24 protein-coding genes are annotated in these 25,508 nt (G+C 63.2%); 11 read left to right on the plus strand and 13 right to left on the minus strand.

The genetic code is table 11. From position 1 onward, the window contains the following. Nucleotides 1-32 precede the first annotated feature (32 nt). Nucleotides 33-4,991, minus strand: a complete 4,959-nt coding sequence (locus NRB16_RS17035; RefSeq protein WP_257106554.1) for an alpha-2-macroglobulin — start codon at nucleotides 4,989-4,991, stop codon at nucleotides 33-35. Nucleotides 4,992-5,386: 395 nt separating this feature from the next. Between NRB16_RS17035 and NRB16_RS17040 the strand changes: the two genes are divergently transcribed. Next, the gene (locus NRB16_RS17040; RefSeq protein ID WP_257106555.1) at nucleotides 5,387-6,727 is read left to right on the plus strand and encodes an MATE family efflux transporter; all 1,341 of its coding nucleotides are present in this window, start codon (nucleotides 5,387-5,389) and stop codon (nucleotides 6,725-6,727) included. On the opposite strand, the gene NRB16_RS17045 is transcribed toward NRB16_RS17040, so the two are convergent. Next, the gene (locus tag NRB16_RS17045) at nucleotides 6,629-8,023 is read right to left on the minus strand and encodes a contractile injection system protein, VgrG/Pvc8 family (RefSeq protein ID WP_257106556.1); all 1,395 of its coding nucleotides are present in this window, start codon (nucleotides 8,021-8,023) and stop codon (nucleotides 6,629-6,631) included. The two genes, NRB16_RS17040 and NRB16_RS17045, sit on opposite strands and share 99 nt — an antisense overlap. Before the next feature lie 191 nt (nucleotides 8,024-8,214). Here NRB16_RS17045 and metC point away from each other — a divergent pair, with 191 nt between their 5' ends. The 4 genes from metC (at nucleotide 8,215) to dxs (ending at nucleotide 12,743) form a co-directional block, all read left to right on the plus strand. After that, on the plus strand, nucleotides 8,215-9,378 hold the full coding sequence (gene metC / locus NRB16_RS17050) for a cystathionine beta-lyase (RefSeq protein ID WP_045483956.1): 1,164 nt from the start codon (nucleotides 8,215-8,217) through the stop codon (nucleotides 9,376-9,378). Between the two features lie 169 nt (nucleotides 9,379-9,547). Continuing rightward, nucleotides 9,548-9,805, plus strand: coding sequence for an exodeoxyribonuclease VII small subunit (locus NRB16_RS17055; RefSeq protein ID WP_045483958.1), 258 nt, complete (start codon nucleotides 9,548-9,550; stop codon nucleotides 9,803-9,805). Further along, the gene (ispA, locus tag NRB16_RS17060; RefSeq protein ID WP_045483960.1) at nucleotides 9,802-10,689 is read left to right on the plus strand and encodes a (2E,6E)-farnesyl diphosphate synthase; all 888 of its coding nucleotides are present in this window, start codon (nucleotides 9,802-9,804) and stop codon (nucleotides 10,687-10,689) included. The genes NRB16_RS17055 and ispA overlap by 4 nt, the downstream gene beginning before the upstream one ends. 155 nt (nucleotides 10,690-10,844) lie before the next feature. Next, nucleotides 10,845-12,743, plus strand: coding sequence for a 1-deoxy-D-xylulose-5-phosphate synthase (gene dxs, locus NRB16_RS17065; protein ID WP_257106557.1), 1,899 nt, complete (start codon nucleotides 10,845-10,847; stop codon nucleotides 12,741-12,743). A 111-nt stretch (nucleotides 12,744-12,854) separates the two neighbouring features. Here dxs and NRB16_RS17070 read toward each other — a convergent pair whose 3' ends face one another. From NRB16_RS17070 to nrdR, 10 genes are all read right to left on the minus strand, one after another. Then, the gene (locus NRB16_RS17070; RefSeq protein ID WP_253141578.1) at nucleotides 12,855-13,283 is read right to left on the minus strand and encodes an MFS transporter; all 429 of its coding nucleotides are present in this window, start codon (nucleotides 13,281-13,283) and stop codon (nucleotides 12,855-12,857) included. Continuing rightward, nucleotides 13,280-13,897: a GTP cyclohydrolase II gene (gene ribA / locus NRB16_RS17075; RefSeq protein WP_045483968.1), complete on the minus strand. Its 618-nt coding sequence runs from the start codon at nucleotides 13,895-13,897 to the stop codon at nucleotides 13,280-13,282. The genes NRB16_RS17070 and ribA overlap by 4 nt, the downstream gene beginning before the upstream one ends. A 95-nt stretch (nucleotides 13,898-13,992) precedes the next feature. Beyond that, entirely contained in the window at nucleotides 13,993-14,502 is a 510-nt protein-coding gene (locus NRB16_RS17080) for a phosphatidylglycerophosphatase A (RefSeq protein WP_257106558.1), read from the minus strand. Continuing rightward, the gene (gene thiL / locus NRB16_RS17085) at nucleotides 14,499-15,464 is read right to left on the minus strand and encodes a thiamine-phosphate kinase (RefSeq protein ID WP_253141574.1); all 966 of its coding nucleotides are present in this window, start codon (nucleotides 15,462-15,464) and stop codon (nucleotides 14,499-14,501) included. Before thiL ends, NRB16_RS17080 begins: the two co-directional genes overlap by 4 nt. A gap of 26 nt (nucleotides 15,465-15,490) precedes the next feature. Next, nucleotides 15,491-15,988: a transcription antitermination factor NusB gene (gene nusB / locus NRB16_RS17090; protein ID WP_045483978.1), complete on the minus strand. Its 498-nt coding sequence runs from the start codon at nucleotides 15,986-15,988 to the stop codon at nucleotides 15,491-15,493. Further along, a complete protein-coding gene (gene ribE / locus NRB16_RS17095; RefSeq protein ID WP_045483981.1) occupies nucleotides 15,985-16,461 on the minus strand; it encodes a 6,7-dimethyl-8-ribityllumazine synthase in 477 nt (158 codons plus the stop codon). Before ribE ends, nusB begins: the two co-directional genes overlap by 4 nt. A 273-nt stretch (nucleotides 16,462-16,734) precedes the next feature. Beyond that, on the minus strand, nucleotides 16,735-17,826 hold the full coding sequence (gene ribBA / locus NRB16_RS17100; protein ID WP_045483984.1) for a bifunctional 3,4-dihydroxy-2-butanone-4-phosphate synthase/GTP cyclohydrolase II: 1,092 nt from the start codon (nucleotides 17,824-17,826) through the stop codon (nucleotides 16,735-16,737). 16 nt (nucleotides 17,827-17,842) lie between these two features. Next, complete coding sequence (locus NRB16_RS17105) at nucleotides 17,843-18,505, minus strand: riboflavin synthase (protein WP_253141570.1); 663 nt, start codon at nucleotides 18,503-18,505, stop codon at nucleotides 17,843-17,845. 57 nt (nucleotides 18,506-18,562) lie between these two features. Continuing rightward, nucleotides 18,563-19,699: a bifunctional diaminohydroxyphosphoribosylaminopyrimidine deaminase/5-amino-6-(5-phosphoribosylamino)uracil reductase RibD gene (gene ribD, locus NRB16_RS17110; RefSeq protein WP_257106559.1), complete on the minus strand. Its 1,137-nt coding sequence runs from the start codon at nucleotides 19,697-19,699 to the stop codon at nucleotides 18,563-18,565. Beyond that, complete coding sequence (gene nrdR / locus NRB16_RS17115; protein WP_045493887.1) at nucleotides 19,696-20,160, minus strand: transcriptional regulator NrdR; 465 nt, start codon at nucleotides 20,158-20,160, stop codon at nucleotides 19,696-19,698. Before nrdR ends, ribD begins: the two co-directional genes overlap by 4 nt. A gap of 163 nt (nucleotides 20,161-20,323) precedes the next feature. Here nrdR and NRB16_RS17120 point away from each other — a divergent pair, with 163 nt between their 5' ends. From NRB16_RS17120 to trxA, 3 genes are read left to right on the plus strand one after another with little or no spacing between them, the layout of a single operon-like run. Then, nucleotides 20,324-20,773, plus strand: a complete 450-nt coding sequence (locus NRB16_RS17120; RefSeq protein ID WP_045483993.1) for a YbaY family lipoprotein — start codon at nucleotides 20,324-20,326, stop codon at nucleotides 20,771-20,773. Beyond that, nucleotides 20,770-21,444 carry a 50S ribosomal protein L11 methyltransferase gene (locus tag NRB16_RS17125; RefSeq protein ID WP_257106560.1) on the plus strand — a complete coding sequence of 225 codons (675 nt, stop codon included), beginning with the start codon at nucleotides 20,770-20,772 and terminating at the stop codon, nucleotides 21,442-21,444. Before NRB16_RS17120 ends, NRB16_RS17125 begins: the two co-directional genes overlap by 4 nt. 39 nt (nucleotides 21,445-21,483) lie before the next feature. Continuing rightward, nucleotides 21,484-22,359 (plus strand): thioredoxin, encoded by an 876-nt coding sequence (gene trxA / locus NRB16_RS17130; protein ID WP_045483998.1) that lies wholly within the window; start codon nucleotides 21,484-21,486, stop codon nucleotides 22,357-22,359. On the opposite strand, the gene NRB16_RS17135 is transcribed toward trxA, so the two are convergent. After that, on the minus strand, nucleotides 22,353-22,727 hold the full coding sequence (locus NRB16_RS17135; RefSeq protein ID WP_045484001.1) for a hypothetical protein: 375 nt from the start codon (nucleotides 22,725-22,727) through the stop codon (nucleotides 22,353-22,355). The two genes, trxA and NRB16_RS17135, sit on opposite strands and share 7 nt — an antisense overlap. A gap of 133 nt (nucleotides 22,728-22,860) precedes the next feature. Here NRB16_RS17135 and NRB16_RS17140 point away from each other — a divergent pair, with 133 nt between their 5' ends. The 3 genes from NRB16_RS17140 (at nucleotide 22,861) to NRB16_RS17150 (ending at nucleotide 25,504) form a co-directional block, all read left to right on the plus strand. Then, nucleotides 22,861-23,463 carry a DUF2796 domain-containing protein gene (locus NRB16_RS17140; protein ID WP_045484004.1) on the plus strand — a complete coding sequence of 201 codons (603 nt, stop codon included), beginning with the start codon at nucleotides 22,861-22,863 and terminating at the stop codon, nucleotides 23,461-23,463. A 66-nt stretch (nucleotides 23,464-23,529) separates the two neighbouring features. Further along, nucleotides 23,530-24,237 (plus strand): ABC transporter ATP-binding protein, encoded by a 708-nt coding sequence (locus NRB16_RS17145; protein ID WP_253117393.1) that lies wholly within the window; start codon nucleotides 23,530-23,532, stop codon nucleotides 24,235-24,237. 1 nt (nucleotide 24,238) lies between these two features. Beyond that, entirely contained in the window at nucleotides 24,239-25,504 is a 1,266-nt protein-coding gene (locus tag NRB16_RS17150; protein WP_045484010.1) for an FtsX-like permease family protein, read from the plus strand. The last annotated feature ends 4 nt before the right edge of the window (nucleotides 25,505-25,508 follow it).

The following is a 25,508-nucleotide window of genomic DNA, read 5'->3' on the forward strand; positions in this document are numbered from 1 at the left end:
TCGCAGCTAAAGCGGCTCCTGCGGGGTCAGGTTTATTTAGCCCTGACCACCATCTGCGCCGGGGCTTCGCCCAGAGCCTGCCAGTTCGGCCGGTACATCGATTCGACCTGCGGCGGCGGCACCTTGTAGATACCCGGGGTTACTGCACGGGCCAGGTACAGCAGGTGCACCGGACGGGTACTGCCTTCGATGTCCAGCGCCGCGACATAACGATCACCACGGTACTCCTGGTGCTTGAGGCTGGCGTTCTCCATCGACTCACGGAACCCCTTGATCGACTCGCTGGCATCTTCCAGGCTGGCCGCGCTTTGCGCCAGGTTCTGGTTTTCCAGTTCCAGGCCCGCCGGCAGCAGGTCGACGATCAGCGCATCCGGTACCCGCTGACGCGCCGACACTTGCAGGTGCACCAGCACCAGTTGGCCGGTCTTCAATGCCTCGACGTTGAGCGGCTGGCCGGACAGGCTCAGGTACTCGCGGCTGATTGTCAGGTTCTCGCCACCGGCCAGCGGTGCCTGGGTCGGGTAACCGGACAGGGTCAACTGCTGGTACAGCGTTTCGCCACTCTGGTTGTGCAGCGCCAGCGGTGCGGCCAGCACTGCACCGGCAAGTTTCTGCCCCGGCTGGCGGTTGCTCAGGTCAAGGTTCTGGCCGGCCGAAGACAACAGCGCGGTCCAGTCTTTCTCCGGTTTGCCCAGCAGGTTGCGGCCGGCCAGGAACAGCGAGTTGCTTTCCTGGGTCGACAGGTAGCGGCTGGCCGCCAGTTGATCGGCCAGGTCGAACAGACGCTGGTTACGCGCCTCGCCACCCAGGTTGTTTTCTTCCAGCAAGGCCAGGATCAGTGCCTGGTCACGCAGCGGGCTGCCGTAGTCGGCCAGCCACTCATTGGGCTTGCGACCGGCCGCAAGACCGGCACGCAGGGCCTGCTCGGCACGGGGTTTGTCGCCCATTTTTTCCAGCGCCACAGCCAGTTGCACCAGCGGCAGGCCGGAGCGTGCATCGCTGCGCCGTTCGAACAGGGTGCGCAGGGCACCCAGCGGCGCCTGTTGACTGCGCGCCAGCACCAGACCGGCGTAGGCCTGCACGGCGAAACGGGTGTGCTCAGCGTTCTGGCTGTAGTTGAGCACCTGACCGCGATCCTGCAGGTAGCGCATCAAGCGTTCGTTGGCTTTCTTCAAGGCTTCAGCCGGCACGGCAAAGCCCTGATCGCGGGCGCGCAGCAGGAAGTCGGTGACGTAGGCGGTCAGCCAGTATTCCTCTTCGCCATCGGCGCCCCACAGGCCGAAGCTGCCGTTGTAGCGCTGCATGCCCAACAGCCGCTCGATGCCGATTTCGACCTTGCGCTTGCGCTCGGCATCCGGCTCGCCGGCCAGGCCCAGCCGTTTGAGGGTCGCGGCGTCGGCATACAACGACGGGTACAGGCCGCTGGCGGTCTGCTCGGCACAGCCATACGGGTAGGCTTTGAGGGCGCGGATCTGCTCCCCCAGGTTCAGCGGCGGACGGCTCGACAACGACATCAGCGCCTCACGGCCGGCCGGCTCAAAGGCTTGCAGTGCGCCTTCGGGCAGGCTCCACTCCTGGCCTGGCTCCAGCACGGCGCGGAAATGACGCAACATCGCCGGGTAGGCCGGGCGCACGCCCACGGTCCATTCCCGCGACAGCGGCGGCAGGTCCTCGCCCGGAATGACCAGCCCATCGACCTTGACCCGCAGCTTGCCCTGACCCAGACCACCTTGTGCCTGGACCGGGAATTTCAGCGTGGTGCGCTGACCTTGTTGCAGTTGCACGGTCTTGCTCTGGTCGCCGCCCGGAATGCTCAGTTGGCCTTCGGCGAACAACTGCACATCAAGTTTCTGGGCTTTGCCGGACAGGTTAGCCAAGTCCAGCGCCACGCTGGTCTGGTCACCGCCGGCGAGAAAGCGCGGCGTCGACAGTTCGGCAATCAGCGGCGCGGCGACCACCGTCTTGGCTTCGGCCATGCCATAGCGCTCGTCGGTCCAGGCCTGGGCCATGATCCGCAGTTCGCCGTTGAAGTCAGGAATATCGACACTGACCTCGCCTTCACCCTGCTCGTTCAGGACAACGGGGGCGCTTTGCAGAGCGACGATGGTGACACTGGTGTCCGGGCGCTTGCCGCCCTTGGCCAAGGCATCGCCACCGAACGCCAGGCTGGCCAGCCGGCCTTGCCCTGCTTCGATCAACTGGCCGTACACGTCGAGCTGGTCGGCGCCATATTCCTTGCGACCAAACAGGCTGGCAAACGGATCAGGTGTGGCATAGCGGGTGATGTTCAAAATCCCCACGTCGACCGCCGAGACCAGTACCTGAACCTGCTTGGGCACACTGCCGTCGGCGTTCTTGGCAGCCACTTTCAGCTTCAATGGCTGCTTGGGACGCATCTTCTCCGGTGCCGTAACGGTCAGGCCCAGCTTGCGTTGCGAGCGATCCAGCGGCAGGTGCAGGACACCCACGGCACGCTTGGGCGTAACGTTGGCCTTGCGCTCGCCGGGACGAATCACCAGGGCGCTGACGTACAGGTCATGGCGCGCCCATTTTTTGTCCAGTTGGATATCGAAGGTCTTGCCTTCGGCCGGCACGTCGATCTCTTGCCACCACAGCGGACCTTCGCTGGACTCAACCAGCAGGTAGCCCTTGCCCGCGGCGGGCGGCGTGACGGTGACCCTGGCGGTGGCGTCATCGGCATAAGCCGGTTTGTCCAGCGCCAGCTTGACCTGGTCCGGACGCACCGCGCCGCCTTCGGCGTTGTCCTGCCAGCGGTAGCCGGCCCAGAAGCGCAGGCTGCTGACCAGACCGGTGGCCGGATCTTCAACCTCGACGCGGTACGGACCCCACTCCACCGGGAAGGTGACCTTGGCGGTGGCGTCTTTGTTGATGGTCAGGGTTTCTTCGCTGAGGTTGAGGAATTTCTCGTTGTAGTTGTAGCTCCAGCCATCGCTGTCCGAGTAGGTCCAGTAGTAGTCGCGGCGCTCGCGTACCAGCCGCACCTTCACATCGTTGGCAGCCAGTTTGTTACCGGCGGCGTCAGCCACCAGAATTTCGAACTCGGCCGGACCGTCGCCGTCCGTCTGGGCCTCGCCCCGTGCAGCGCCGTAGCCATAATCATCTTCGCCGGTGCTGCTGCCAAACAGCGCACGCAGGCCAGGCAGGCGCTCGGCAGGCCAGACCGGCTGAACCACGCGACGGGTGATCGGGCGGCCACCGGACTCTTGCAGGCTGGCCTGCAAAATCACGTTCAGCGGCGAGCGGGCCTTGGCCCATTCGGTCTGTACGTCCAGTACCGCTTCGCCGTTGGCGTCCAGGGTGGTGGCGTCCAGCTCGCGGTCGAACTTGAGGTCTTCTTCGGTAATCGAACCGAACTGATAGCCCGGCAGTTTCTCCACCGCCTCACGCAGCGGGCGAACATACAACTGGCCGGTCAGGCTGTTGCCGGAGGCCGGCGCACCGTACAGGTAGCGGCCAGTGATTTCGAACTGCGGGTTTTGCTCCGGCGAGATTGGCGTCTCGCTGCCCTTCAGGTCCAGCGCCAGACGTTCCGGGAGGAAGTCTTCGACGTTGAATTCATACAGTTGCGGCTTGCCGTCGCCCAGGTCGTAGACCAACTGCCAGCGCCCGGTGGGGGCTTCGTCGGCCAGTTGCAATTGATACTGGTACAAACCGCTGGCGTCCGGTTCCCAGACGAACTTGCGGCTCACCTGCTCATCAGGACGGCGCACTTCGACATTGATGGGCTGGGTCTTGACGGATTTGCCGTCCTGGTCGCGCAGCAGGCCGTTGAGCAGCACGGTCTCGCCGGGGCGATACAGGTCGCGGGGGCCGAAGACAAAAAACTGCAACGGGTGGGCCTGCGGACCGCTGATGTCGAACTCGGCCAGATCCAGCGCCGGGCTGTTCAGGCGCAGCAGGCTGGTCTGTTCGCCCTTGTGCGCGAGAATCAGGGCAGCCTTGTTGGGCAGCGGCAATTGCGCGTGGCCTTTGCCGTCGGTTTTACCCTGAGCAACCACCTTGCCGTCGTTGTCGTAAACATCGACGTTCACATCACTCTGCGCCTTGCCGCCTTCCAGGGCCTGGGTGAATACGTCCAGGCGCTGGCTGTAACGGTGCACCGACAGACCGATGTCACTCAAGGTGAACAGGGTTGCCGGCAGGGTGTAGTTGTAGCTGCCCGAGGCGCGCATCACGGCCAGGTACACGCCCGGCTCTTGCAGGGGCTTGATGCCACCGATGGGCAGCAGCAGGGTTTCGCGGGTGTTACGCGCAGGCTTGAGGTCGAAGCGCCCGCCGTAGACCAGATCGGCCATCGGCAGCAGCTGTTCGGAGCGATACGCCGACATGCTCGACGAGCCTTCCCATTCGGTCAGGAAGTTGGGCAACTGATCAGGCTTGACCCGGAAAAACTCCACATCGACCTTGTCGACGTTCAGCGCGATCACCGGCAGGCCTTCGGCCAGGCGGGTCGGCAGCAGGCTGCCGCGGCTGGCAAAGCCGACCGTGGCCTGCAGGTCGCGGGTTTCCAGACGGGCACTGAACTCGCTGGCCAGAGTATTGTTATTCACCCCGCGCACGCCGGCGTCGACGGTCAGCACCAGCTTGCGCTGCGGCTCAAGGTGGCGCAGGCGCAGCTCCATCAGGTTATCCGACAGCTCCCAGGCGCCATCGACCTTGCCGGTCTTGCTGTCGACCAGGTGTAGTTTTTCGGCGAATTTCTGCTCCGGGTCCAGCGGCACGGAGAAGCTCACCGACAAGGTGCTGGCGCCTTCAACCTGAATCTCCGAGACATCCACCACGCTCACTTCACGCCCTGTATAACGCTTGGCCAGCGCTGGCAGATCAACCGCCGGTTTCGGCTTGGTCGTCGCAGCGGCGGCAGGCGTCGATGTCTGCGCGGGCGGCGCGGCAGGTTTGTCAGGCGAGGAGGAATCACAGGCACTAAGCAGCGCAAGCGCGCAAGCCAGGAACAGTCCTTTGTTGAGCATGGGGCACTCGTCGGGAGCAATGGGAAAGGGGTGACTATATAGCAGTCACGGTCAGATACAGCGCAGATCGCGGCAATAGACCGCGGCTTTGTGACTTCGTTCTCAGCACGACATGCCAACGGGCCAGTCGTTACACTAGGGGCTGTTGACGTTTCAGCGCAGGCCTCGTTGCAGCGCCAAATCGTGTCAGGCGAGGCGAAGGACGCAGGAAATGGTCGCTCCCTTTTCAAGTCCTTCAACGAAGCATGGCGCGATTTGGGGCGCAACCCGCAGGGCCGTGGCTGTTTTGTCACACACACTTCAACAGAGTAAAGCCTATGCAGGCCGACAAAACAGACCTCGGCGCGGTTGTGATGAAACGTCAACAGCCCCTAGGCCGCTTGCCAGGAATCCTCATGCCCAGCCTCATCCACGACTGGCGTCACCGCCCTACCCATAAACGGGTCTGGGGTCTGGCGACGCCAATGATCTTGTCGAATATCTCGGTCCCGCTGGTTGCGCTGGTCGATACCGCCGTCATCGGCCACTTGCCCCACGCCCATCAACTAGGCGCCGTGGCGGTAGGCTCGACGCTGTACAGCTTCATGGCCTCGGGCATGGTGTTCCTGCGCATGGGTTCTACCGGTTTTGCCGCCCAGGCCACCGGCCGCGCAGATGGCGCTGCACTGCGGCAAATTCTGCTGCAAGGCCTGTTGCTGGCCCTGATCCTGTCCATCGGGCTGATCACCCTGGCGCTGCCGTTCAGCCAGGCGGCGATGAACCTGATGCAGGCTTCGCCCGACTTGCATCAGTTGACCCTGGAGTTCTTTTACACCCGGCTGTACGGCCTGCCGGCAACCCTGGCCATTTTCGCGCTGGTCGGCTGGTTGCTCGGCACCCAGAACGCCAGGGCACCGCTGGCGATCCTGCTGGTCACCAACCTGGCCAATATCGCTTTTAACCTGTGGTTCGTGATTGGCCTGGACTGGGGCGTGGTCGGCTCGGCCCGCGCCTCGGTACTCGCCGAATGGCTGGGCGTGCTGCTGGGGCTGGTGCTGGCCTGGCGCCGCCTGCGTCTGTGGCCGGGGCAGATGCTCTGGCAGGCCCTGGCGCGCTGGCATAACTGGCGGCCACTGCTGGGGGTGAATCGCGATATTTTCTTGCGCACCCTGGCGCTGCAATCGGTGATGTTCATGATCACTGCGCAAGGCGCGCGCCTGGGCGATGCGACGGTGGCGGCCAATGCGCTGCTGCTCAATGGCTTGCTGCTGACCGCCCACGCCCTGGACGGCCTGGCCCACGCCGTCGAAGCGCTGTGCGGCCACGCCATCGGTGCCCGCGATCGCACCACCCTGCGCCGCAGCCTGGTAGTGGCCGGCGGCTGGTCGCTGATTGCCAGCCTGCTGTTCGCCCTGGCCTTTACCCTCGGCGGGCACTGGTTTGTATTCATGCAGACCGACATTGCCCAGATCCGCGAGACGGCCCTCACCTACCTGCCTTACCTGGCACTTACACCGTTGCTCGGGGTCTGGAGTTACCTGCTCGACGGGCTGTTCATCGGCGCCACCCGGGCCCGGGAAATGCGTAATGCAATGCTGGTCAGCGTGGTGTTACTGGCGCCCTTCGCAGCGCTGGCCTCGACACTGGACAATCATGCGCTATGGCTGACCTTCCTGCTGTTCATGCTGCTGCGTGGCCTGACCCTTGGGATCATTGCCTGGCGCCTGAACCGCAGCGATGGCTGGTTCGCCCACTGATGGGCTAAAGCTCAGGCGCGGGGCGCTCAGGGTCAGGCCATCGTCATCCAGATGCAGACGGCTGGCGCCGACCTGCAAGGTCAATCTGGCGCCAGCGTCCAGTTGCAGTTGCTGGTCGCCCTGGAGCCACAGGCGATCCTGGGCACCGGTTAGCCAGTCGATCGGAAAGTGAGCCTCGACATGCTCTGGGGCCGTCTCGGGCGGCTGATGCTCCAAACAGGCGATCACCAGTGGTTCGCGGCCAGCTTCGCTGGACGGGCTGACCAGCACCGGCATGCCACCACACAGTGGCACCTGCACAGCGGCCTGCACCGGCAACCAGCAATCGGCGAAACGTGCCCCCTCTCCCTGCATGACCCAGTCGAACTGGACCCGCACCCGCCCGCGCGCATCGCGCTCGGCCAGCTGCCCGTCAAGACCGACCACCCAGGCGCGCAGCAAGGCCGGGAAACTGACCGTCGGCACCGCTGGCACATGCACCGGCGCCTCCCACGAACGCACGACAAAGCGGTTGCTGTAGAACGACTCGCCATGATGCTCGACCTGAACCACTCGCCAGAGCTGATTGCACTCGGCACGCGGATGCCCGGTCAATGGCAATAGTTGCCCACAGCCCAGCGCCATCAGCGTGCTGCGCCCCTTGCCATCGCGCCGTCTGCCGGCCTGCGGACCGGTCAGGGCAAAGTCGCTCACGCCAGCGCCCTGCCGATCCTCACAGCATGGGGCCGGCGCCATGCGCCGGGCACCGAACAAGCCACTGCCGAAGACCAACTGATGGTTTTGCCGCGCATGAACAAAGTGATAGTGAATGCCCTCTTCGGCACACAACCGCTGTAGCAATTGCAGGTCGTTCTCCAGGTACTGCGCACAGAACGCCCGCGTGGCACAGGGCTCCTGCAAATGAAAGCGGTGGCTATCGGTCCCGATGCCATGCTCACTGAGCACCTGAGTGATGATCTGCGTCGCACTCATGTCTTGAAACACCCGTGGCGTATAGCGTTGCGCCAGACAGGCCAGGCGTGGTCCGAGCGTCAGGCGGTAGCAGACAACGCCCGTCCCCTGGACACAGCGTTGCACGCTCTGGATCTGCCCGTGCAAGCCGGCCCCGGCAGCGCCCAGGGCGAGAAAGGCCGAACGGTACATCAGCTGCTCGGCGGATATATGGAGATACCCCTCACCCAGCGTCAGCTCAAAGACAAAGGGCCGACTGATGGCCTCGGTGCCGAAAAAGGACGCAACGGCGAGCGGCTCGTGCAAGCCGGCAACGTCCAGTCGATAGGTCGAGGAATCGGTCATTGAGGACTCTCTGCATCGCGGGATGAGCGGCGATTCTGGTCGAGAAGCACGATCAGGTAGAGCGCCGGGCAAACAACCAGATGGCGCCTACGCCATGCGGGGATGTTTCCTACAAATGCACTACGCCCTGACGGGGAACAGTGCAGTGCATGTAGTATGAGTGCCCGTCTTCCAGAGCTTCGGAGCCTGCCATGCCTATCGCCAAAGACCCTCGTGCCCATACCGCGCTCAGCCAGGGCGGTCGCAGCGCAGCCAGTGGCGCCGGGCTGTCGGTCAATCCGCCGGTGGTACGCATGAGCACCGTGCTGTTCGACAGCCTGGCCAGCCTGCGCGAAGCCGAAGAGCTGCGGGCGCAAAGCGAACGCTCGCTGACCTACGCGGCCAATGGCAACCCCACCGCCTTTGCGCTGGAGGACCTGATCAATGAACTCGAAGGCGCCCACGGCACCTGCCTGTACCCCACCGGGCTGAACGCGGTTGGGCAGATGTTTCAGGCTTTTCTGCGCCCCGGCCAGCACGTACTGATTACCGAGGCGGTGTATCCGCCCGTACGGCGTCTGGCGCGCACGCTGCTGACCGCCTTCGATATCGAATTCGATTACTACGCCGCTGATGGCAGCGATATCGAAGCCCTGATCAAGCCCAACACACGGATGATCTACGCCGAAGTCCCAGGTTCGCAGACCTTCGCGCTGTGCGACCTGCCGGCCCTGGCCCGGTTGTGTAAAACCCGCGAGCTGTTGCTGGCGGTGGATAACTCCTGGGGCTCGGGGGTGCTGTTCAAGCCACTGGAACTGGGCGCAGATATCTCGCTGATGGCCCTGACCAAATACGTGGCCGGCCATTCGGACGTGATGATGGGCAGCGTCAGCACCACGCAAGCGCACTTCAAGACCCTCAAGACCATGCAGATTGCCATGGGCAGTACCGTCAGCCCGGACGACGCCTATCTGGTGCTGCGCGGTGCCCGCAGCCTGGCCGCACGGCTGGCCATGCATGAGCGCAATGCCTTGCAGGTGGCGCAATGGCTCCAGGCCCAGCCCCAGGTCGCGCAGGTCATGTACCCGGCGTTGCCGGAGCACCCAGGTCATGCCCTGTGGCAACGCGACTTCCACGGCTGCAATGGCCTGCTCAGCTTTGAATTCAACAGCGATGCGGCAGGCACCACCGACCGTTTTGTCAGCGCCCTGAAGTTATTTGGCATCGGTTATTCGTGGGGCGGCTTCGAAAGCCTGGTCAGCGAGGTCTACCTGTTTACTGATGGCCGTAGCCGGCAGGTGCTGCGCTTGCAGATCGGCCTGGAAAATCCCGATGATCTGATCGCTGATTTGCAGGCCGGCTTTGGACACCTCTAAAAACTACCTGCTGGCTGGGCGCCTGCGGCGCTACGCGCGCCATCGCCTCCGTTTTTAGAGGCGCCCTTTTGCGACTGCAGGCTGACAGCGGTTCGCCCGGCTGTGCAATTTGCCCCGATGGCGCGGCTCTGCTAGTGTCGCGCCGGTTCACCCTGACCGGAAATAGCTCATGGCTCGCAAGAAAGCTGCACTGGATTTCGAACAGTCTCTCGCCGATCTGCAAACGCTGGTAGAGCGTCTGGAAAATGGCGAGTTGTCGCTGGAGGACTCCCTGACGGCGTTCGAACAAGGCGTGCGCCTGACCCGCGATTGTCAGAGTGCGCTGGCCCAGGCCGAACAGAAGGTCCAGATCCTGCTTGAGCGTGATGGCGAACTGGCCGAAGCACCGTTTGAAAGTGACTCACTCCAAGCGGATCAAGCGCAATGATCGCAACCTACCAAGCACTGAGCCAGGCCCGCGTGGACCGTGCTCTGGAACCGCTGTTCAAGGCCCCGACCGCCGAGCTGGACCGCATCTATGCGGCAATGCGCTACAGCGTGATGAACGGCGGTAAACGGGTTCGCCCGCTACTGGCCTACGCGGCCTGCGAGGCCATGGGCGGCATCCCGGAACACGCCAATGGCGCAGCCTGTGCGGTGGAACTGATTCACGCCTACTCGCTGGTCCATGACGACCTGCCAGCCATGGACGATGACGACCTGCGGCGCGGCCAGCCAACGACCCACAAGGCCTTCGACGAAGCCTGCGCGATTCTTGCCGGCGACGGTCTGCAAAGCCTGGCATTCAGTGCCCTGACCGACCCGCAACTGAACGTGCGCGATGCGCAAACCCGCCTGCAGATGGTCGAGACCCTGGCCCGTGCTGCCGGTCCCGCCGGCATGGTCGGCGGCCAGGCCATCGACCTGGGTTCGGTGGGTCTGAAGCTTGATCAGGCTGCACTGGAGAACATGCACCGGCACAAGACCGGCGCCCTGATCGAAGCCAGTGTACGCCTCGGTGCCCTGGCCAGCGGCCACGCCGACAGCGAGCGGCTGGCGGCCTTGCAGGTCTACGCGCGCGCCGTCGGTCTGGCTTTTCAGGTTCAGGACGACATTCTCGATGTAGAGAGCGACACGGCAACGCTGGGCAAACGCCAAGGCGCCGATATCGCCCGCGACAAGCCGACCTACCCTGCATTGCTGGGGCTGGACGCCGCCAAGGCCTATGCGCTGGAGCTGCGTGACCAGGCACTTGAAGCCCTGCGACCATTCGACGCGGCCGCCGAACCGTTGCGCGCGCTGGCCCAGTACATTGTCGAGCGACGTAACTGACTGGCACCGCCTGTCGCCGTATGTTTCCCGCTAGCGAATCAATACTGATCTGCCACGTCGAAACGTACAGCATTACTCATCCACGACGCGCTTCATGGGCAGCCTGCCATGCTTGATGTAAACTGCCGCGTCTTCTACTTATAACGATTCGCCTGATGCCCAAGACGTTCAAAGAGATTCCCCGCGAGCGCCCCGTCACGCCGTTGCTCGACCGTGCTGGCACACCGGACGCCCTGCGCCGCCTCGGCGAAGCCGAGCTGGAAACCCTGGCCGATGAACTGCGCCTTGAACTGCTCTACAGCGTAGGCCAGACCGGCGGCCACTTTGGCGCAGGTCTGGGTGTCATCGAACTGACCATCGCCCTGCATTACGTGTTCGACACGCCCGATGACCGCCTGGTCTGGGACGTCGGTCATCAGGCCTATCCGCACAAGATCCTCACCGGCCGTCGCCAGCGCATGCTGAGCCTGCGCCAGAAGGACGGCATTGCGGCATTCCCGCGGCGCAGCGAAAGCGAGTACGACACGTTCGGCGTCGGCCACTCCAGCACCTCGATCAGCGCCGCGCTGGGCATGGCCGTTGCCGCTCGTCTGCAAGGCATCGAGCGCAAGTCGATTGCCGTGATCGGCGACGGCGCGCTGACCGCCGGGATGGCCTTCGAAGCGTTGAACCATGCACCGGAAGTCAACGCCGACATGCTGGTGATCCTCAACGACAACGACATGTCGATCTCGCGCAACGTCGGCGGCCTGTCCAACTACCTGGCCAAGATCCTCTCCAGCCGCACGTACACCAGCATGCGCGAAGGCAGCAAAAAAGTGCTGTCGCGCCTGCCCGGTGCCTGGGAAATCGCCCGTCGTACCGAAGAGTACGCCAAGGGCATGCTGGTGCCTGGCACGCTGTTCGAAGAGCTGGGCTGGAACTATATCGGCCCGATCGATGGCCACGACCTGCCGACTCTGGTCGCCACCCTGCGTAACATGCGCGACCTCAAAGGGCCGCAGTTCCTGCATGTGGTCACCAAAAAGGGCAAGGGCTTCGCCCCGGCGGAAGTCGACCCCATCGGTTACCACGCGATCACCAAACTCGACCCGCTGGACGCTCCGGCCGCCGCGCCCAAGAAGCCCGGTGGGCCGAAGTACGCCGGAGTGTTCGGCCAGTGGATCTGCGACATGGCCAGCCAGGACCAGCGGCTGGTGGGCATCACCCCGGCCATGAAGGAAGGCTCTGACCTGGTGGATTTCGCCGAGCGTTTCCCGCAGCGTTATTTCGACGTGGCGATTGCCGAGCAGCACGCGGTGACCCTGGCCGCCGGCATGGCCTGCGAGGGCAGCAAGCCGGTGGTGGCGATCTATTCGACCTTCCTGCAACGCGGCTATGACCAGTTGGTGCATGACGTGGCGGTGCAGAACCTCGATGTGCTGTTTGCCATCGACCGCGCAGGATTGGTGGGCGAAGACGGCCCGACCCACGCCGGCAGTTTCGACCTGTCTTACCTGCGCTGCATCCCGGGCATGCTGATCATGACCCCGAGCGATGAGAACGAGCTGCGCAAGATGTTGACCACCGGCTACCTGCACGAAGGCCCGGCGGCGGTGCGCTATCCACGCGGCACCGGTCCGAACACCGCCATCGAGGCGGGTCTGGCGCCGATCGAGATTGGCAAGGGTGTGATCCGTCGCCAGGGTAACGGCGTAGCGATTCTGGTGTTTGGCGTGCAATTGGCCGACGCGCTAAAAGCCGCTGAGCCGATTGATGCGACCGTGGTCGACATGCGCTTCGTCAAACCGCTGGACGAAGCGCTGCTGCGCGAAATCGCTGCTGGTCATGAGCTGTTGGTGACTGTCGAGGAGAACTCGGTGATGGGTGGCGCTGGCGCTGCGGTCAGCGAATTCCTCGCCCAGGCCAATATTCTCAAGTCGGTACTGCATCTGGGGCTGCCGGACACCTATGTAGAGCACGCCAAGCCGGCGCAAATGCTGGCTGAATGCGGCCTGGATGCCGAAGGGATCGCGGCGGCGATTGCGCGGCGCCTGGAGTTGATGGGTAACTGACGCCTTCGCGGCTGAAGCGGATCGCCGCCCGGCCTCTCCTACGGTTTCACAAACCTTGCAGGAGCGGCTTCAGCCGCGAACGATCCGGTTCGGTGTATCGATCTTTACCGCTTAGGCCGCAGGCTGCGGCGGCACCAGACGTGGAATACGGTACAGGAACAACAATCCGATACTGGCAAACGCCAGCAGGAACACCAGCGCGGCGTTCAGGCTGAACAACACGCCAATCGCCGCAAACCACGCCGGGGTACTGGCCGCCAGAAACGCGATACGCCGCACCGCCGCCAGGTTCAGCCAGGCAGCGGGTTCCTGCGGTGTATCCAGGTGAGTACGGGTGGTTTCCAGCGCACGCTTGTAGACGCCATGGGTCCTGACGCTGATCAACAACGACCCAGCGCCCATTGCAAACAACAGCAACGCCATGATCCCCGGCTCCGAAGCCTTGAAGAACAGGCAGGCGAGCAGCAGCGGCGCAAGGGTCAGGCCCAGTTGCCGCCACCAGGCCAGCTCCAGTCGCTGATACACCTCGCCCCGGGTCACGCCGGATCGACCTCGCTCTGATGCTCATTGCCCATCATATGGCCCAGCTTGCCGGCCTTGGTAGCCAGGTACAGCTTGTTATGCGGATTGCGCCCGGTGTGCAGCGGCACCCGCTCGGCAACCTTGATGCCCATGTCGGTCAGCGCCTTGACCTTGCGCGGGTTATTGGTCATCAGCCGTAGCGACTCCACGCCAAGGTGCTCAAGCATCGGCAGGCAGATGCCGTACTCACGCATGTCGGCGGCAAAGCCCAGGCGCTCGTTGGCCTCGACGGTATCGGCACCACCATCCTGCAGCTCATAGGCGCGGATCTTGTTCATCAGGCCAATACCTCGGCCTTCCTGGCGCAAATACAGCAACACACCACGGCCTTCTTCAGCAATCGCCCGCAGGGCTGCTTCGAGCTGGGAGCCGCAATCGCAACGCTGGCTGAACAACGCATCACCTGTCAGGCATTCGGAATGCACCCGGCCGAGCACAGGCGCGCCATCGGCGATCTCGCCAAGGCTCAGGACAACGTGTTCACGCCCGGTGGCCGACTCAAGAAAGCCGTGCATGGTGAATTGCGCAAAAGGCGTGGGCAATTTGGAAGCGGCGACAAAAACGACGGGCACCCTGTGCTCCTAAATGTGAAATCAGGCAAGCCGGCATTGTAACAGCAGGTTTGACACTCGCTTATGCCGAATTTTCGTACGTCAATATCAGAAAACTAGATGAAGTCGACGATCCACACCAGCCCTTGTAGCGACAACCAGGCCATCACACCGGCCAGTACGTCGTCGAACATGATGCCGATGCCGCCCTGGATATTCCGGTCGCACCAGCAAATGGGCCAGGGTTTAAGAATGTCGAAAAACCGAAACAGCACAAAACCTGCGAGCAGCCAGTGCCAGCCCTCGGGAACCAGCCACAGGGTGATCCACATGCCGGCAATCTCATCCCAGACGATGCCTTCATGATCGTGCACGCCCAGATCATCGGCGACTCTGCCACACAGCCAGCAACCGAAGATCAGGGTGATCGCCAGCATCAGGCCGTAGCCCCAGCCCGGCAGCATCTGCCACAGGGGAATGAACGGCAGGGCGATCAGCGAACCCCAGGTGCCCGGTGCCTTGGGCAGGGTTCCGGTACCGAAACCAAACGCCATGAAATGCCAAGGGTTGGTCCATACCGAAGGCGGCACGTACTCGGCAGAAATCTTGTCGGGATTGTTATTCACTGTGAATCTCGAAAATGTTGATAACCGCGCACTGCCGGGGTGATGTCCTGGCCGTCTCGGTCGATCAGCGCAACGCCTTCGCCGGCAGTCACCTGACCGATGACAGTGATCGGCCAACCAGCGGCTTGCAAGCCGGCCAGCTGAGGGGCTGGCAGAGTAAAAGCCAGGACATAATCGTCACCGCCGCTCAGGGCTGCCTGTTGCGCAGCAACGTCGCCCAACAGGTCGAGCAGTGCACTGGACATCGGCAAACAGTCGCGTTCAACCAGCAGGCGCACGCCTGACGCCTTGGCGATATGCCCGCAGTCGGCCAGCAAGCCGTCGGAAATATCCAGCGCGGCCGTGGCCTTGCCGCGCAGGGCCATACCCAGCGCCAACTGCGGTTGTGGCGACCAGTAGCGGGCCAGCAGTGGCTCGCTGACAGCAGGCTCAGTGCTGCGCTCGCCCAGCACCAGCGGCAAGGCGCCCGCCGCATCGCCCAACGCCCCGCCGACACACAGCAGCTCGCCAATCTGCGCGCCGCCACGGGTCAGCGCCTGGCCGCCAGGCACAGCGCCAAAAACTGTCAGGGTCAGGCTCAGCGGGCCACGGGTGGTGTCGCCACCGATCAGGCGCAGCCCGCAGGCTTCGGCCATCCGATTGAGACCTTCGGCAAAGGCTTTGAGCCAGTCGGCCGTGAAGTCAGGAAGGGTCAGCGCGAGGGTGAAGCCAATCGGCCGGGCGCCCATCGCCGCCAGGTCGCTGGCGGAAACACCCAGGGCGCGCTGGCCAAGCAGGAAGGGATCACAGACAACCGGAAAGTGCACCCCGGCCACCAGGGTGTCGGTAGACACCGCCAGTTGCTCGCCCGCCGCCAGGCTGAGCAAGGCGCAATCGTCACCGATGCCCAGCGCGACCGACTCGCCGGGACGCGCACAGGGCGCGGCGGCGAAGTAGTGACGGATCAGTTCAAACTCACCCATGACAGCCTGCCTTATCGACAAGCCGATCAGCGCTTGTGAGCTTTGACTTCAGCAGCACGCAGGCTTGGCGCCAGTTTGTCCAGCACACCGTTGACGAACTTGTGGCCGTCAGTGGAGCCGTAGACCTTGGCCAGTTCGATCGCTTCGTTGATCACCACGCGATACGGCACGTCGATGCGACGCAGCAGTTCGAAGGTGGACAGCCGCAGCACGGCCAGTTCAACCGGGTCGAGTTCTTCGATGGTCAGGTCCAGGCACGGCTTGAGCGCGGTGTCGATCTCGCCCTTGTGGCTGGCCACGCCGTGCAGCAGTTCGCGGAAATAACCGCCGTCAACATTGCTGAAGTCGTTATCGACGCGAAACTGCGCTTCGATCTCGTTCAGCGAATGACCGGCCATCTGCCACTGGTACAACGCCTGGGTCGCCAGTTGCCGTGCTTCGCGGCGCTTGGCGGACTTGCTCTTGGCGACGTCCGGTGACTTGGGTTCGCGCGGGTTGAACTTGTCGCTTTCGTCGGAAATCACTTGGCCTCCAACTGCGCCAGCAGGCTGACCATTTCCAGAGCCGACAGGGCCGCTTCAGCACCTTTGTTACCGGCCTTGGTGCCGGAACGCTCGATGGCTTGCTCGATGGTGTCGACGGTCAGGACGCCGAAGGCAACCGGTACGCCGAACTCCATGGAGACCTGGGACAGGCCCTTGACGCATTCGCCGGCCACGTATTCAAAGTGCGGGGTACCACCGCGAATCACCGCGCCCAGAGCAACGATGGCGGCAAATTCGCCGCGCTGGGCGACTTTCTGTACGACCAGCGGGATTTCGAAGGCACCCGGCGCGCGGATGATGGTGATGTCGCTTTCTTTGATGCCGTGGCGAACCAGCGCATCGATAGCACCGCTCACCAGGCTTTCCACTACGAAACTGTTGAAACGGCCAACCACAAGGGCGTAGCGGCCTTGTGGTGCGATGAAGGTACCTTCGATGGTCTTCAGGGTCATGCGCTTGAGTCCCGTATAAAGAGCGGGTTCGCCTCAGTGGCGAACATTGAAAATGTCAGGGCACCTCTAAAAACTACCTGCGTTGCCATCGCTGCATTGAAAACCGGCTCAAAATGCTCATTTACACCCCGTAAACTCCGCTTTCTCGCCGGTTCTCGCCTTGCGCTGACTGACTCGCCTACATTTTTCGAGGTGCCCATTAGGTCATCAATCAAAAAGCACGACGCGCAGACGGCAAAAACCTGGGTTTTTGCTCTATCTGCGCGCGAGTTGTCATTCCGATGGCACGTATTCTACAACTTCCAGATCAAAACCGGATATCGCATTGAACTTCATTGGCGAACTCATCAGGCGCATCTTGCGCACACCGAGGTCGCGCAGGATTTGCGAACCGGCGCCCACCGTGCTGTAGGTGCTCGGCAACTTGATCGGCTGTTGCCCGGCGGTTTCCCGAATATGCGCCAACAGCACATCGCCATCAAGCGGGTGACCGAGCAGCAGCACGACACCGCTGCCGGCCTCTGCCACGGCTGCCATGGCGGCGCGCAAGCTCCAGCGGCCGGGCTGTTTGACCAGCAGCAGGTCGCGCAGCGGGTCCATGTTATGGACCCGCACCAGAGTCGGCTCTTCGGCGCAGATCTTGCCCAGGGTCAGGGCCAGATGCACTTCGCCTTCGACCGAATCACGGTAGGTCACCAGGTTGAAGTGCCCCACTTCGCTGTCCATCGGCTGCTCGGCAATCCGCTGAACGGTACGTTCGTGGGTCATGCGATAGTGAATCAGGTCGGCAATGGTGCCGATTTTGATGTCATGTTCAAGGGCGAAAGCTTCCAGCTCGGCGCGACGCGACATGGTGCCGTCGTCGTTCATGATTTCGCAGATCACCCCGGACGGCTCGAAACCGGCCATCCGCGCCAGGTCGCAGGCGGCCTCAGTGTGCCCGGCACGCGCCAGGGTGCCGCCAGGCTGGGCCATCAGCGGGAAGATATGGCCGGGGCTGACGATGTCTTCAGCCTTGGCATCCCTGGCCGCTGCCGCCTGCACAGTGCGTGCACGGTCGGCAGCAGAGATACCGGTGGTCACGCCTTCGGCGGCTTCGATGGACACCGTGAACTTGGTGCCGAAGCCAGAACCGTTGCGCGGCGCCATCAGCGGCAGCTTGAGCGTTTCACAACGCTCGCGGCTCATGGGCATGCAGATCAGGCCGCGCGCGTAGCGGGCCATGAAGTTGATGTGCTCAGGCTTGACGCATTCGGCGGCCATGATCAGGTCGCCTTCGTTCTCGCGGTCTTCGTCATCCATGAGGATGACCATCTTGCCCTGACGAATGTCTTCGATCAGGTCTTCAATCGTGTTGAGCGCCACGCGGCACCCCCTTAATTCAGGATTTCAGGTAGCCGTTGGCGGCCAGAAAGCTTTCGGTGATACCGCCTTGGGTCGGTTCGGCGGCCTTGTCGCCCAACAGCAGGCGCTCCAGATAACGCGCCAGCAGGTCGACTTCAAGGTTGACCTTACGCCCCGGGCGGTAGTCAGCCATGATGGTCTCGGCCAGGGTGTGCGGCACGATGGTCAGCTCGAACTCGGCGCCGTGCACGGCATTGACGGTCAGGCTGGTGCCATCAACGGTGATCGAGCCTTTGTGAGCGATGTATTTGGCCAGCTCACGCGGCGCACGCACACGGAACTGGATCGCCCGGGCGTTTTCTTCCCGCGAAACGATCTCGCCCACGCCATCGACGTGACCGCTGACCAAGTGGCCGCCCAGCCGTGAGCTGGGAGTCAGGGCCTTTTCCAGGTTGACCAGGCTGCCGGTCTTGAGGTCGACGAATGCGGTGACGTCGAGGGTTTCGCGGCTGACATCGGCCCAGAAACCGTCGCCTGGCAGTTCAACCGCGGTCAGGCACACGCCGTTGACCGCGATACTGTCGCCGAGCTTGACATCGCTCAGGTCGAGTTTGCCGGTCTCCACATACACCCGAACGTCGCCGCCTTTGGGAGTCAGTGCACGGATGCTGCCGATCGATTCGATGATGCCGGTAAACATGGGGATCCTCCGCAGGAACAGGCTGCACGCCAACAGGCGCCAGGGCAAAGCCGGAAATTATACGCCGCGTCTGGGCGCAGGCAGAGCAATGACGTGCCAATCGCTGCCAACTGCACGCATTTTCACGATATTGAGCTCCAGGGCTTCATCCATTCGCGACAACGGCAAATCCAGCAACGGCCTGGCGCTGGAGCCGAGGAACTTGCCGGCGATGAAGATCTGGTATTCGTCGACCAGGCCAAGCTGAGCGAAGGCCCCGGCCAGTCGTGGGCCGGCCTCGACCAACACGTCATTGGCACCGCGCGCGCCCAGCTCAAGCAGCAAAGCGCGTAAATCGACATGCCCCTGCGCACCGGGCAGGCTGAGCAATTCATGGCCCTGCGCCTGGTAATGCGCCACGGCATCGGCGCCCGCACAAGCCGCCACCAGCGCCGGGCCAGCCTGGAAGAAAGCGGTGTCCAGAGGCACTCGCAAGCGGCCATCGACCAGGACCCGCAATGGTGCCCGGCTGGCGGCCAGAGCGGTCTGCTCTGGGTCCAGAGCCAGTTGTTCGGGGCGCACTGTCAGCCGTGCGTTGTCGGTGAGTACCGTGTCGGCACCGCTGAGCACTACGCTCGATTGGGCGCGCAAACGCTGGACGGCGGCACGCGCCTCGGGACCTGTGATCCATTGGCTTTCGCCGCTGGCCATCGCCGTGCGCCCGTCCAGGCTCATGGCCAGCTTGACCCGCACATAAGGCAGGCCGCTTTCCATACGTTTGATAAAGCCTTTGTTCAGCTTACGCGCCTCGGCTTGCAGCACACCGCTGTGGACTTCGATGCCAGCGTCGTGCAGGCGCTGCAAGCCACGCCCGGCCACTTGCGGATTGGGGTCCTGCATCGCCGCCACCACCCGCCCCACGCCTGCCTTGACCAATGCGTCAGCGCACGGTGGGGTGCGGCCATGATGGCTGCACGGTTCAAGAGTGACATAGGCGGTGGCCCCACGGGCCTGTTCACCGGCCTGACGCAGGGCATGCACTTCGGCATGCGGCTCACCGGCCCGTACATGCCAGCCTTCGCCCACCACCTGAGCATCGCGCACGATCACGCAACCGACCCGCGGGTTGGGATGGGTGGAGTAACGCCCCTTGCGTGCCAGCTCCAGCGCGCGAGCCATGTAACCGGCGTCGAGTACCGCTTGCTGCGCGCTCATTCCTTGCCCGGCTCACGAGCCAGGCGCTCGATCTCTTCGCGAAATTCGTTGAGGTCCTGAAAGCGCCGATACACCGAAGCAAAGCGGATGTAGGCAATCTCATCGAGCTTTTGCAACTCGCCCATGACCAGCTCACCCACCACCAGCGACTTGAGCTCACGCTCGCCGGTCGCTCGCAGCTTGTGCTTGATATGCACCAGCGCCGCTTCCAGGCGTTCAACACTGACAGGACGCTTTTCCAGCGCCCGCTGCATGCCGGCCCGCAGTTTTTCTTCATCGAAAGGCTGACGTCTGCCGTCCTGCTTGATCAGCCGCGGCATGACCAGTTCGGCGGTCTCGAAGGTGGTAAAACGCTCGCCGCAGGCCAGACACTCGCGACGGCGACGGACCTGCTCGCCTTCGGCAACCAGGCGCGAGTCGATGACTTTGGTGTCATTGGCAGCGCAGAAGGGACAGTGCATGGTGGCAAGCCACTGAAAAAGGGGAGCGCCATGGTAGCGCATCTCGTCGCCAAGACAAGACTCAGAGCGCTGGACACAGCGCCACGGCAATATGAAACTGCCGTCACGTTTACCCGATGCCGGAGCCGATGCGTGCTCCTCCACTGTTTTAGCTGGAGTATTCATGTCACCAAGACATTTCGCCGTGCTAGGCCTGGTTGCACTGCTGGGCGCCTGCAGCAGCAATGAAGCACCGGAGCCGACCCCGGCCCGCCCGGCGCAAGCCGTCGTCAAGAAGCCGGAAGGTCCAGGCCCGCTATTGCCACATCAGCGTGAATTGAGCGGCCAGTTGCTGGGCATCCCGGCAGGCGCGGAAGTCGAACTGGCGATTCTGGTGATCGACGAGCGCGGTCGGCCGCAGAAGCTGCTGGCCAGTACCAAACTCCAGGGCAACGGCCAGTCGCTGCCGTTCCAGGTGCGCTTCAACCCCGAGGCGTTCCCGGCCGGCGCGCGGGTCGAGCTGCGCGGGCGTGCCAGCCAGTCCGGCCAGTTGATCCTGCATCTGCCTGCGCTGCGCATCGAGCAGCCCAATACCCAGGCACTCGGCCCGCTGCAACTCGTCAAGGCGCCGTGAAAGTCCTGCAGCACGCATTAAGCCAATTACTTGGCGATGCCCGGCTGGTGGTCACGCCGCTGCCGGGCACCGACCTGAGCCTGTGGCTGATCGACGAGCAGAACATGGACCGGGCATTCAGCCCGGAAGAAACCCGGCGCATTCTCGAACAACCGCCCTATTGGGGTTTCTGCTGGGCCAGCGGCCTGGCACTGGCGCGCTTTGTGGCCGAGCAGCCGCACTGGGTGGCTGGCAAGCGGGTGCTGGATTTCGGCTCTGGCTCCGGAGTGGCGGCCATTGCTGCGGCCAAGGCCGGGGCACTGGAGGTGGTGGCTTGCGACCTTGACCCGCTGGCCCTTCATGCCTGCCGAGCCAACGCCGCACTCAATGACGTGAAGCTCAGTTACTCGACAGACTTCTTTGCCGAGGCCGACCGCTTCGACCTGATTCTGGTCGCTGACGTGCTCTACGACCGCGCCAACCTGCCACTGCTGGATCATTTTCTCAGCCGCGGCCATCAGGCACTGGTGGCCGACTCACGGGTGCGCGACTTCCAGCATCGGTCCTACCAGCGCCTGGCCAACCTGCAGGCGCTGACCTTGCCGGACCTGGCCGAGCCCCATGAATTTCGCCATGTCAGCCTGTATCACGCCAGCCGCTCGGAGCACACAGCTTTCAGCAATGCCTTGTGACCTTTATAGTTGGCAGCATCCCGAGATGCGAGACGCGCAATGAGCCAGGACACGCCTTATATCTACGACGTAACCGTCGCCACCTTCGATCAACAGGTCATCGAGAAGTCCTTCCAGCAACCGGTACTGGTCGATTTCTGGGCCGAGTGGTGCGCGCCATGCAAGGTACTGATGCCGCTGCTGGCACAGATCACCGAGGGCTATCAGGGCAATCTGATACTGGCCAAGGTCAACTGCGACATCGAACAGGAAATCGTCGGCCGCTTCGGCATCCGCAGCCTGCCGACCATCGTGCTGTTCAAGGACGGCCAGCCGGTCGACGGATTTGCCGGTGCGCAACCGGAGTCGGAAATCCGCAAATTCCTGGAGCCACACGTGCAACTGCCGGCACCGGCGGCTGCCGACCCGTTGCAACTGGCCGGGCAACTGTTTGCCGAAAGCCGGTTTGCCGAAGCCGAAGCGCAGCTCAAGGTGCTGCTCAGTGAAGACAACAGCAACGCCAAGGGTCTGATCCTGTATGCACGCTGCCTGGCTGAGCGCGGTGAACTGGGCGAGGCACGCACCGTACTGGATGCGGTCAACAGCGACGATGCACACAAGGCCGAACTGGCCGGTGCCAAAGCGCAATTGACCTTCCTCGGCCAGGCCGCGCAACTGCCGCAAAGCGCTGAGCTCAAGAGCCGCCTGGCGCAGAACCCGCAGGACGACGAAGCCGCTTACCAGCTGGCCGTCCAGCAACTGGCGCGCCAGCAGTACGAGGCGGCACTCGAAGGCCTGCTCAAGCTGTTTGTCCGCAACCGTGGTTACAGCGAAGGCCTGCCGCACAAGACCTTGCTGCAAGTGTTCGATCTGCTCGGCAATGACCACCCTCTGGTCACGACCTACCGTCGCAAGCTGTTCGCCGCACTTTATTGAACCCAGCTGTACAGCGGCGCATCAGCGCCGCTTTCGACCTTGACCTGGGCGTTGTGGCGTAGCCGCACCAGCAAGCGCTTGGCCGCTGCGGCGCTGCCGGCCAGGCTTTCAAGTTGCCCGAGCAGGTCCGGGCCGCTCAATGCACCGGCTTGTTGCAGCAGCTGTTGGGCGTGTTGCCACAGCCGGTCGTCCTGGTTGAGCGGCTGGCTGGTCGCCGTAGGCCGGGCGTCCTCGGACGTCGCAGCCTGCTGGCCATTGCCTGGCTGCGCGGTGCCGAACCCGGCAAACAACCTCGCCCAATCGCCTTCATCCATTTCAATCTCAAGGTCCACCGGCCACTGGCCGATGCTTCCGCGAATCCGCAGCATGGTCTGCCCCTTCCAACAATCAGATACGCATGCTCCCACAGCTGCCCTCGGCAGCGGCAAAAAAAACCGCTATCATTGCCGACCTCTGTTATAAGATTACATTACATTTCAAGTCATCCCGCCGGAGTCCGTTATGCGCCGTCTGTTGCTCGCCCTGCCCTTCGCCCTGCTGCCGCTGGCTTTCGCCCAGGCCGCAGCGGAGCACGATCATGACCATGAGCACGACCACGGCAGCCTGGGCGCCCATGAACACGGTGTCGGTCGCCTGGATGTGGTACTTGAAGGCAAGACGCTGCAAGTGCAATTCGAAAGCCCGGCGATGAACATTGTCGGCTTCGAGCACGCCCCGAGCAGCGCTGAAGACAAAGCCAAAGTCGCCAAGGCCCGCGAATATCTGCTCAAGCCCAACGCGCTGTTCAGCATCTCTGAAGCCGCCCATTGCTCGGCCCGTTCGGTGAAGCTGGAAAGCCCGCTGTTTGGCGACAAGCCAGATGAACATGACCACGCCAAGGATCACGATCACGCGAAACCGGCCGAGAGCGGCGAGCACGAACACAGTGAAATCCACGCCAACTACATCTTCACTTGCGATGCACCGGCCATTCTGAAGAAACTCGACCTGAGCCAGGTCTTCAAGACCTTCCCTGACACCAAGAAGCTCCAGGTGCAGCTGATTTCTCCTGGCGGCCAGTCCGGTGCCGAGGTCATCGCAGCCAATCCGAGCGTCAAGTTCTGAGTCTGTGGCTGTATCAGCGACCGGGCTTGCCCGGTCGTTTCGTTTTCCCCATTTGAGAGTCAGGGCATGAACCAGGCACTTATCGAGCTGAGCGAACTGGGCTTTAACTGGCCCGGCCAACCACAGTTGCTGGACATCCCGGCTTTTCGTCTGGAGGCTGGCGAAACACTGTTTCTCAAAGGCCCCAGTGGCAGCGGCAAAACCACTCTGCTGGGCCTGCTGGGCGGTGTGCAGACGCCGGTCAGCGGCAGTGTCCGGCTGTTGGGGCAAGAGCTGACCGGGCTGTCAGCCGCCGCTCGCGACCGCTTCCGGGTCGACCACACCGGGTATATTTTTCAGCAGTTCAACCTGCTGCCGTTTCTGTCGGTACGGGAGAACGTCGAACTGCCCTGCCACTTTTCCAAAGTCCGTGCAGGTCGCGCCAGCCAGCGTCATGGGTCAGTGGCCAAGGCAGCCAGCGAGCTGCTGAGCCATCTGGGCCTGCACGATGCGACCTTGCAGGAACGTCGCGCCGACTCGCTGTCGATCGGCCAGCAACAGCGGGTCGCCGCCGCCCGCGCATTGATTGGCCAGCCGGAGCTGGTAATCGCCGACGAGCCGACCTCGGCGCTGGACGCCGACGCCCGCGAGGCCTTCCTGCAACTGCTGTTCGCCGAGTGCCGTGCCGCCGGCTCCAGCCTGTTGTTCGTCAGCCATGACCAGAGCCTGGCGCCGCTGTTCGACCGCAGCCTGTCGCTGGCCGAACTCAATCGCGCCGCCGCCGTGGAGAATTGAGATGTATCTGTTTCGCCTGGCCATGGCCAGCCTGGCCAACCGCCGCTTCACCGCATTCCTGACCGCCTTCGCCATCGCCTTGTCGGTGTGCCTGCTGCTGGCCGTGGAACGGGTACGCACCGAGACCCGCAGCAGCTTCGCCAGCACCGTCAGCGGTACTGATCTGATCGTTGGCGCCCGCTCCGGCTCGGTCAACCTGCTGCTGTACTCGGTGTTCCGCATTGGCAACGCGACCAACAATATTCGTTGGGAGAGCTTCGAACACTTCGCCCAGCATCGTCAGGTAAAGTGGGCAATTCCGATTTCCCTGGGCGACTCGCACCGTGGCTATCGGGTGATGGGCACCAGCGAGGCGTACTTCGAGCACTACCGCTACGGCCGCCAGCAACCGCTGGAACTGGCCCAGGGCCGCGCATTCCAGACCGACCCTTTCGAGGTGGTGCTGGGCGCCGAGGTGGCCGAGGCGCTGCATTACCAGTTGGGCGACAAACTGGTGCTGGCCCATGGTGTGGCCACCATCAGCCTGGTCAAGCACGACGACAAGCCCTTTACCGTGGTGGGCATTCTCAAGCGCACCGGCACGCCGGTGGACCGCACCCTGCACATCAGCCTCGGCGGCATGGAGGCGATTCACATCGACTGGCACAACGGCGTACCCGCGCGCGGCAACCAACAAATCTCCGCCGACCAGGCGCGCAATATGGACCTGACGCCCACGGCGATCACCGCCATGATGCTCGGCCTGAACAGCAAGATTTCGACCTTTACCCTGCAGCGTGAAGTCAACGAGTACCGGGGTGAACCGCTGCTGGCGATCCTGCCGGGCGTGGCCTTGCAGGAGCTGTGGAGCCTGATGGGCACGGCTGAGAAAGCGCTGTTCGTGATCTCGCTGTTCGTGGTGCTGACCGGGCTGATCGGCATGCTTACGGCCATCCTGACCAGCCTCAACGAGCGGCGCCGGGAAATGGCGATCCTGCGCTCGGTGGGCGCACGCCCCTGGCATGTCGCCAGCCTGCTGATTCTGGAAGCCTTTGCCTTGGCCCTGATTGGCGTATTGGCTGGGCTTGCGCTGTTGTACACCGGCATCGCCGCCGCGCAAGGTTACGTCCAGTCCGAATACGGTCTGTATCTGCCGCTTTCCTCGCCCAGCCAATATGAATGGAGCCTGCTTGCTGGCATTCTGGGCGCTGCGCTGGTGATGGGTGTGGTGCCAGCCTGGCGTGCCTATCGCCAGTCACTGGCCGACGGGCTTTCGATTCGTTTATGAGGAT

Origin of the sequence: Pseudomonas sp. LJDD11 (assembly GCF_024584215.1) — a bacterium.
Classification (GTDB): Bacteria; Pseudomonadota; Gammaproteobacteria; order Pseudomonadales; family Pseudomonadaceae; genus Aquipseudomonas.